A 7,789-nucleotide genomic window follows, 5' to 3' on the forward strand; every position below is an offset into this window, starting at 1 on the left:
GCGCGCGCCGCACGATTTCCGCGGCCGCCGTTTCGTTTTCGGTGCTCATCGGCCGTCGCTTCGCGCTGGGAGTGGGCGTGTCGCCTCCCCCAAACGCCGCGTCGGCCCGAAGGTCAACCCATGAACGGCGGCCTGCTCACCCTCGTCGAGACGCTCCCCGCCGGCCTGCCCGGCGTGGACGCCGGGTATCTGGCCGACCTGCTCGGCGCCGGCGGGCGTGCCCGGCGGCGGGTGGCTGGGGGCCAGACCCCGCTCAGCGCACGGGAGCGGGACATCCTGGCCGGGCTGGCGCAGGGCCTCTCCAACAAGGAGATCGCCCGGACCCTGCAGCTCGCCCCCGAGACGGTCAAGTGGCACCTCAAGAACGTCTTCCTCAAGCTCAACGTCACCTCCCGCCTGCAGGCCGTGCACTGGGCGCGCACCCACACCCCCGGCCTGACACCGTCCGCCCCCCGCTGAGGCCCCCTGCCCCCCCTTTTGGGGGGCTGGATCGGGGAGGGGACTCGCATAAGCTGCAGCGCACGAGAAACGCGAACCAGGGCCCCCAGCCCCCGGATTCGTGACAGGCACCGGAGGAAGACAGTGGAATTGCCGTATCGCGATGGCGACGCAGGACGCCGGGCCGCCCAGGCCCCAGCCCGCCCCTCGTCCGCAGCGCAGCATTGCGCCCTCTCCCTCCGTCAGCACGGTCTGGCCGGTATCCCTCGAACCGCCTCCCTCCCGTTGCATTTCAAAGCGGTTCGCAACGCCGGACAGTCCCGGGAAGCGGGCCGGTGCCCTCCCTCCCCGGCACCGGCCCGCCTGATCCCTCCCCCGCTTCCTTCACTGTTTCGCCCTTAGCCCAGGAGCCGCCATGAGCGCTTACACCGCCCCCCTTCAGGACATGCACTTCGTCCTCAATGAACTCGCCGGCCTGGAGCAGATCTCCGCGCTGCCCGGCTGCGAGGAAGCCACCGCCGAAACCGTGACGGCCGTCCTCCATGAGGCCGGCAAGTTCAGCAGCGGCGTGCTCGCCCCCCTCAACCGGCCCGGCGACGTGGCCGGGTGCCGCTGGGAAGACGGCGATGTGAAGACCCCCGCCGGCTTCGTCGAGGCCTACCAGCAGTTCGTGGAAGGGGGCTGGAACGGCCTCAACTTTCCCTGCGAGTTCGGCGGTCAGGGCCTGCCCAAGCTGGTGGCCAGCCCGGTGCTGGAGATGGTGATGAGCGCCAACCTGGGCTTCTCCCTGTGCCCCCTGCTCACCGGCGGCGCCATCGAAGCCCTGCTCCTGCGCGGCACCCCGGAACAGAAGGCAACCTACCTGCACCGCATGGTGGAAGGTAGCTGGACGGGCACCATGAACCTCACCGAACCCCAGGCCGGCTCCGATCTGGGGCTGATCCGCAGCAAGGCGGTGCCCGACGGCGACCATTACCGAATCTACGGCCAGAAGATCTTCATCACCCACGGCGAGCACGACATGGCCGAGAACATCATCCACCTGGTGCTGGCCCGACTGCCGGACGCACCGGAAGGGGTGAAGGGCATCTCCCTGTTCGTGGTGCCCAAGTTCCTGGTGAACCCGGATGGCAGTCTGGGCGCCCGCAATGATGTGCGCTGCGTCTCCATCGAACACAAGCTGGGCATCCACGCCAGCCCCACCGCGGTGCTCTCCTACGGCGACCGGGAAGGGGCCATCGGCTACCTGGTGGGCGAGGAGAACCGGGGCGTCGAATACATGTTCGTGATGATGAACGAGGCCCGCTACACCGTGGGCCTGCAAGGGGTGGCGGTGTCCGAACGGGCCTACCAGCTGGCCCGCAGCTATGCCGCCGACCGGGTGCAGAGCAAGGACCTGGCCGACCCCCGCGGCCCTTCGGTGGCCATCATCCATCACCCGGACGTGCGCCGCATGCTGATGACCATGCGCGCCCTCGCCGAGGCCACCCGGGCCGTGGCCTACGTGGTCGGGGCCGCCATCGATCAGGCCCACCTGGCGCCGGACGAAGCTGCCCGCCAGGAGGCCCGGGCCTTTGTCGACTACATGATCCCCATCCACAAGGGCTGGGCCACCGAAGCCAGCATCGAGGTGGCCAACCTGGGCATCCAGGTGCATGGCGGCATGGGCTTCATCGAGGAGACCGGCGCCGCCCAATACCTGCGCGATGCCCGCATCACCACCATCTACGAGGGCACCACCGGCATCCAGGCCAATGACCTGGTGGGCCGCAAGACGGCGCGCGAGGGGGGCATCACCGCCCGCAGCCTGATCGCCCGCATGCAGGAGACGGTGGACCGGATCGATCCGGTGGATGCCGACCTGGCCATCATCCGCGACGCCCTGGCCCGCGGCATCCAGGACTACACCGCCTGCGTAGAGTGGATCGTGGCGAGCTACGGCAGCGACATCCGTGCCGTGCATGCGGGGGCCGTGCCCTTCCTCAAGCTGGCGGGCATCGTCTGCGGCGGCTGGCAACTGGCCCGCGCCGCCGACATCGCCACCCGCCGCTTGGTCGAAGCAGGCAGCGACCGGGACTTCCTCAGTGCCAAGGTGATCACTGCGCGCTTCTACGCGGAGCACCTGATGAGCCGGGTCGCCGGCCTGCGCCAGACGGTGATCCACGGCGCCGGCAGCACCATGGCCCTGCCCGTCGAGCGCTTCTGAACCCTGCACCCGGAACACAAAACACCAGGAGGAGACCATGCACACCATCAACCCGGGCAACCCCATCGAGCCCACCCCGTCGGCCTACGGCTACCCGCTGCTGATCAAGCAGTTGCTGCACACCCCGCTGGCGGTCAACCCGGAGCAGGAGATCGTCTACCGCGATCTCAAGCGCTACAACTACCGCACCCTCGGGCAGCGCATCGGCCAGCTTGCCAGTGCCCTGCGCAATCTCGGCGTGTCGCCGGGCGACACGGTGGGCGTGATGGACTGGGACAGCCACCGCTACCTGGAGTCCTACTTCGCCGTACCCATGATGGGCGCCGTGCTGATGACGGTGAATGTGCGCCTGTCCCCCGACCAGATCCTGTACACCCTCAATCATGCGGGGGTGAAGGTACTGCTGGTGAATACCGAGTTCATGCCGGTGCTGGCAGAGATCCGCGACAAGCTGGAAACCGTGCAGCGCTTCGTGTTCATCAGCGACGTGCCCGGCGACCCGCTGCCCGACGGCTTTGCCGGCGAGTACGAAGCCCTGGTCCACGCCGGCTCGCCGTCCTTTGCGTTCCCCGATTTCGACGAGAACACCCGGGCCACCACCTTCTACACCACCGGCACCACCGGCCTGCCCAAGGGCGTCTTCTTCAGCCACCGGCAGCTCGTCCTGCATACCCTCGCCACCCTCGGCGGGCTGGCCTCTCCGGCCAGCCAGGGGCGACTGCACCGGGACGATGTGTACATGCCCATCACCCCGATGTTCCACGTCCATGCCTGGGGCCTGCCCTACGTGGCCACGGTGATGGGCCTGCGCCAGGTCTACCCCGGCCGCTATACCCCGGAGGGCCTGCTGGCCCTGGTGGAGCGGGAGAAGGTCACCTTCTCCCATTGCGTGCCCACCATCCTGCACATGCTGCTGGCCAACCCGGCCATCCGCCATACCCGGGTACGTGGCTGGAAGGTCATCATCGGCGGCTCGGCCCTGCCCAAGGGGCTCGCCCAGGCCGCCCTGGACCACGGCATCGACCTGTTCACCGGCTACGGCATGTCGGAAACCTGCCCCATCCTCACCCTCGCCCAGATCAAGACACCCCTCGCCGGCGACCCGGCCCGGGAGCTGGAGCTGCGCACCCGCACCGGCCTGCCCATCCCCCTGGTGGACCTGCGCATCGTGGACGAGAACCTGCTCGACCAGCCCCACGACGGCAAGTCCCCCGGCGAGATCGTGGTGCGCGCGCCGTGGCTGACCCAGGGCTACTTCAAGAACCCCAGCGCCTCCGAGGAGCTGTGGTCGGGCGGCTATCTGCACACCAACGACATCGGCACCATCGACCCGGACGGCTACTTGCAGGTCACCGACCGCATCAAGGACGTCATCAAGACCGGGGGCGAATGGGTCTCGTCCCTGGAGCTGGAGGACGTGATCTCGCGCCATCCGGCGGTGAGCGAAGTGGCGGTGATCGGTGTCAAGGATGCCAAGTGGGGCGAACGGCCCATGGCCCTGGTGGTGCTGAAGGCCGACGCCAGGGCCGACGAGGCGGAGATCAAGGCCCATGTGAAGGGCTTTGCCGAGAAGGGCGGCATCTCGAAGTTCGCCATCCCCGAGCGGGTGCTCATCGTCCAGGGCATCGACAAGACCAGCGTGGGCAAGATCAATAAGAAAGGGCTGCGGCAGAAGTTCGACGGCGCGTGACGCAGCACGGGCCCGGGGGCAGCTTCAGTCGCCCCCAGGCCAGCCCGACAAGTCAGCCACGCTTTCCGACCAACACCACCCCGGCCACCACCAGCGCGCCGCCGAGGATCTGGAACAGGCCGATGGGCTCTTCGAGGATCAGCCAGCCCAGGAAGAGGGTGACCACCGGGCCGAGGGTGCCGATCAGGGACACCGGCCCGGCCCCCATGCGGCGGATCGCTTCGGACACCATCCACACGGGCAGCACGGTGGAGAACAAGGCCATGGCGCCCGCCAGCAGCAGCACCGGGGCCGGCTGGATGAGCAGGCCGAGGGGACGGGTCAGGGCGAAGTGGGCGAGGCACAGCAGACAGGCAGCGGTGCTGGCCCACGCAGTAACCCGGGCGGCCCCCAGACGGCCCACGGCCTGGCCATTGCCCATCAGGTAGAGGGCATAGGACACGGCGCTGGCAAACACCAGACCACCGCCGATGAGCACGTCGTGCATGTCGCCAGCCACGTGCAGGTCATGGGCCACCGCCAGGGCAATGCCGGCATAGCACAGGGCGATGGAGCCCATGGCCCGGCGGGTGATGCGCTTGCCCAGGAAGAGGGCCGACAGCACCACCACCAGGGTCGGGTAGGCAAACAGGATCAGCCGCTCCAGGGCGGCAGAGATGTATTGCAGGCCGAGAAAATCCAGGTAGCTGGCCAGGTAGTAACCCGCCATGCCCAGCCCGAGCATCAGGCCGATGTCGCGCCGCCCCAGGGGTTCCGGCTTGCGGGTGCGCTGATCGTGCCAGCCCAGGGCCAGGAAGAAAGGCAGCGAGAAACCCATGCGCAGGGCCAGCAAGGTGACCGCGTCCACGCCGTAGGGATAGGCCAGCTTGATGAGGATGGCCTTGAAGGAAAAGCCCACTGCGCCGAGGACGGCAAAGAGGAGGCCGATGTGGTTGCCGGGGGAGTTCATGGGGCAGGCGCAGACGGCCGGAGTTCACAGGCCTCCATTAGGCCAGCCGCGGAGAGAGCCGGGAATGCGTATGTTCCGAGGAGGGGCTTAGGGAATGGTGAAGGGTCAGGAGTGAAGCATGGGCACGCCTCGGGCCCGGGCAGCGGAGGTCGAATGAACCTATTTTCCTCCGTTTGACGCGTCGTCTGACGGTCGATACGGCCTCTCCTGTAGGGGCGACTCGTAGGGGCGACTCGTAGGGGCGACTTCAGTCGCCCATCCACGCGTCGATCACAGGCATGCCCTTGATCTCAGGCATGCCCCTGATCTCAGCCCGCGGGCGACTGAAGTCGCCCCTACAGTCCCTCCAGCTGCCCTCAGCGCGTCCCATAAGCGGCCAGTGGAGGGCAAACCCGCGTCAGCTAAGGGTTTGCGTCTGGTTCGGGGAGGGCAACCGAGGAAAACAGGATGAATTCGACCTCACAGAAGGGTGCTCAGTGCGTCAGGAAATCCAGCACCATGCGGTTGAACTTGTCGGCGTGTTCCCACTGGGCCCAGTGGCCGCAGCGGTTGAAGATGTGCAGCTCGGCGTTGGGCATGCCCCAGATCAGGCGCAGGCCCACGTCCATGGGCACGAAGCGGTCGTCGCGGCCCCAGATGACCAGGGTCTTGGCGGTGACCTCGCCCAGGCGCGGCCCGAAGTCGGGGAACTGCTTGGGGTTGGCGGCCAGGCTCTTGACGAAGTTCTCCAGGTGGTCGCGGCGGGCCAGCATGTTGTCCAGGCGGGCCTGGAAGAGCTCATCGGTGAGGCTGCTGCTGTCGAACACGAAGACGGCCATCATCTTCTTGAGGTTCTCGATGGTGGGCTCACGGTACAGGCCCTGCAGCAGCTTGATGCCTTCGGTCGGCATCGGCACGAACTGGCTGGGGCCGCCGGTACCGCCGCCCATCAGGATCAGCTTGCCGACCCGGGTCGGGTTGGAGAGGGCGAAGGCCACGGCGCTGTGCCCGCCCATGGAGTTGCCGATGATATGCACCTTGTCGAGCCCCAGGCTGTCCAGCAGCCCCTTGAGGCAGCGGGCATTGAGGTCGGAGCGGGAGCCGGTGCACACGATCGGATCGCTCTTGCCCCAGCCCAGGCAGTCCATCAGCACCACCCGGTAGCCGGCATTGACCAGCGGCTCGATGTTGCGGTTGAAGTTGGCCCAGCCGGTCGCACCGGGGCCGGAGCCGTGGAGCATGACCACGGTCTCGGTGCCTTCGCCGATGTCGTTGTAGTGGATCTGGGCGTCGAGATCACCCTCCTGGATGCGGGTGAAGCGGCTGGTCGCGGCTTCGGTGATGAGGGGTGTGCTCATGGGGAGTCCTTTCGTTCTTGTGGATGGGACGAAGCGTGGCCTCAGTCCTGGTAGGGGCCCTGGCCGAGGCCGATGGGGGCCGGCGCGGCGGCCACCAGCTTCGAAAAAATGGCGGCGAACTCGTCGCCGGGGGCGGTGCCGAGGTTGTTGCCGTCGGCGGTCAGTTCGGCGTCGATCTCGGCCCAGTCCTCGGCGGTGAAGTGCTTGCGCAGCAGGGGCAGGATCTCCCGCTCCTCGAGGATCATGTGGTTGCGGTAGAACTCGGCATAGGTGTCGAAGGCTGCCGCCAGGGCCGACACGTCGGTCGGGTTCTGCTCGTAGGCGGCAAGGGCGCTCTCCAGCAGCTGGATCCGCTCGGCGGTGCCGGCGTGCTGGCGGAACAGCTTGTCGAGCAGGTCCTTGCCTTCGTCGGTACGGGCCTGCAGACGCCCGAAGAGCAGGCGGTCTTCCTTCGGGTGGTGGCGCTGCTCGGGGTAGGCGTCCAGGTAGCTCACCATGGCCCGCAGCAGCTTCAGGTCGGGTTGCAGGTGGCCTGCGCCGATCTCCTTGAGCATGAAGCGGACCGCGTGCAGGATCGCGGCCAGGGATTGGTGTTCGTCCGCCAGGACTTGCAGTGCGCGCATGGGGGTTCTCCGGTTGGGGCTCAGCTGGCCAGCATTTCCTGGTGCTTGCTGGCCAGGCCCAGGTAGCTTTCGATGACGCGGGGGTCGTTGCGCAGCTCGCTGGCCTCGCCCTGCATCTTGACCGCGCCGTTCTCCAGCACGTAGGCGTAGTCGGCCACCTGCAGGGCGGCGCGGGCGTTCTGCTCGACCAGCAGGATGGACACGCCGCGGCGGCGCAGCTCGGCGATGATGCGGAAGATCTCCCGCACGATCAGCGGTGCCAGGCCCAGGCTGGGCTCGTCCAGCATCAGCAGCTTGGGCTTGGCCATCAGGGCCCGCCCCACCGCCAGCATCTGCCGCTCGCCGCCCGACAGGGTGCCGGCGGCCTGGGCGCGCCGCTCCTTGAGGCGCGGGAAGAGGGTGAACACCTCCTCCATCGTCTCCAGGTGGTCCTTGTGGCCGCTGCGATGGCGTTGGAAGGCGCCCAGCAGCAGGTTGTCCTCGATGGTCATGGTGCCGAACAGCTCGCGCTTCTCGGGCACCAGGTTCATGCCACGCACCACCATG

At 67.8% G+C, this 7,789-nt stretch carries 7 protein-coding genes; 3 read left to right on the forward strand and 4 right to left on the reverse strand.

The genetic code is table 11. The annotated features are described in order from the left end of the window. Nucleotides 1-120 precede the first annotated feature (120 nt). The 3 genes from J0L98_RS20590 (at nucleotide 121) to J0L98_RS20600 (ending at nucleotide 4,334) form a co-directional block, all read left to right on the forward strand. Nucleotides 121-459, forward strand: coding sequence for a helix-turn-helix transcriptional regulator (locus J0L98_RS20590; protein ID WP_296413987.1), 339 nt, complete (start codon nucleotides 121-123; stop codon nucleotides 457-459). Between the two features lie 394 nt (nucleotides 460-853). Next, complete coding sequence (locus J0L98_RS20595) at nucleotides 854-2,644, forward strand: acyl-CoA dehydrogenase (RefSeq protein WP_296413989.1); 1,791 nt, start codon at nucleotides 854-856, stop codon at nucleotides 2,642-2,644. A 37-nt stretch (nucleotides 2,645-2,681) separates the two neighbouring features. Continuing rightward, nucleotides 2,682-4,334, forward strand: coding sequence for a fatty acid--CoA ligase (locus J0L98_RS20600; protein ID WP_296413992.1), 1,653 nt, complete (start codon nucleotides 2,682-2,684; stop codon nucleotides 4,332-4,334). 52 nt (nucleotides 4,335-4,386) lie between these two features. On the opposite strand, the gene J0L98_RS20605 is transcribed toward J0L98_RS20600, so the two are convergent. The 4 genes from J0L98_RS20605 to J0L98_RS20620 all read right to left on the reverse strand — a co-directional run. Then, nucleotides 4,387-5,283, reverse strand: coding sequence for a DMT family transporter (locus J0L98_RS20605; RefSeq protein WP_296413995.1), 897 nt, complete (start codon nucleotides 5,281-5,283; stop codon nucleotides 4,387-4,389). Between the two features lie 473 nt (nucleotides 5,284-5,756). After that, nucleotides 5,757-6,620, reverse strand: coding sequence for an alpha/beta fold hydrolase (locus J0L98_RS20610; RefSeq protein WP_296413996.1), 864 nt, complete (start codon nucleotides 6,618-6,620; stop codon nucleotides 5,757-5,759). Between the two features lie 41 nt (nucleotides 6,621-6,661). Further along, nucleotides 6,662-7,243, reverse strand: coding sequence for a hemerythrin domain-containing protein (locus tag J0L98_RS20615; protein WP_296413997.1), 582 nt, complete (start codon nucleotides 7,241-7,243; stop codon nucleotides 6,662-6,664). 20 nt (nucleotides 7,244-7,263) lie between these two features. Next, a partial coding sequence (locus J0L98_RS20620; RefSeq protein WP_296413999.1) for an ABC transporter ATP-binding protein occupies nucleotides 7,264-7,789 on the reverse strand: 526 nt, incomplete at its 5' end.

The organism is Zoogloea sp., from assembly GCF_017302315.1.
Taxonomy (GTDB): domain Bacteria; phylum Pseudomonadota; class Gammaproteobacteria; order Burkholderiales; family Rhodocyclaceae; genus Zoogloea.

Excerpts from the sequence above, each read along its gene's own strand:
- J0L98_RS20615 (WP_296413997.1), bottom strand. The coding sequence starts at position 7,243 with ATGCGCGCACTGCAAGTCCTGGCGGACGAACACCAATCCCTGGCCGCG.
- J0L98_RS20590 (WP_296413987.1), top strand. The coding sequence starts at position 121 with ATGAACGGCGGCCTGCTCACCCTCGTCGAGACGCTCCCCGCCGGCCTG.
- J0L98_RS20610 (WP_296413996.1), bottom strand. The coding sequence starts at position 6,620 with ATGAGCACACCCCTCATCACCGAAGCCGCGACCAGCCGCTTCACCCGC.
- J0L98_RS20600 (WP_296413992.1), top strand. The coding sequence starts at position 2,682 with ATGCACACCATCAACCCGGGCAACCCCATCGAGCCCACCCCGTCGGCC.
- J0L98_RS20605 (WP_296413995.1), bottom strand. The coding sequence starts at position 5,283 with ATGAACTCCCCCGGCAACCACATCGGCCTCCTCTTTGCCGTCCTCGGC.
- J0L98_RS20595 (WP_296413989.1), top strand. The coding sequence starts at position 854 with ATGAGCGCTTACACCGCCCCCCTTCAGGACATGCACTTCGTCCTCAAT.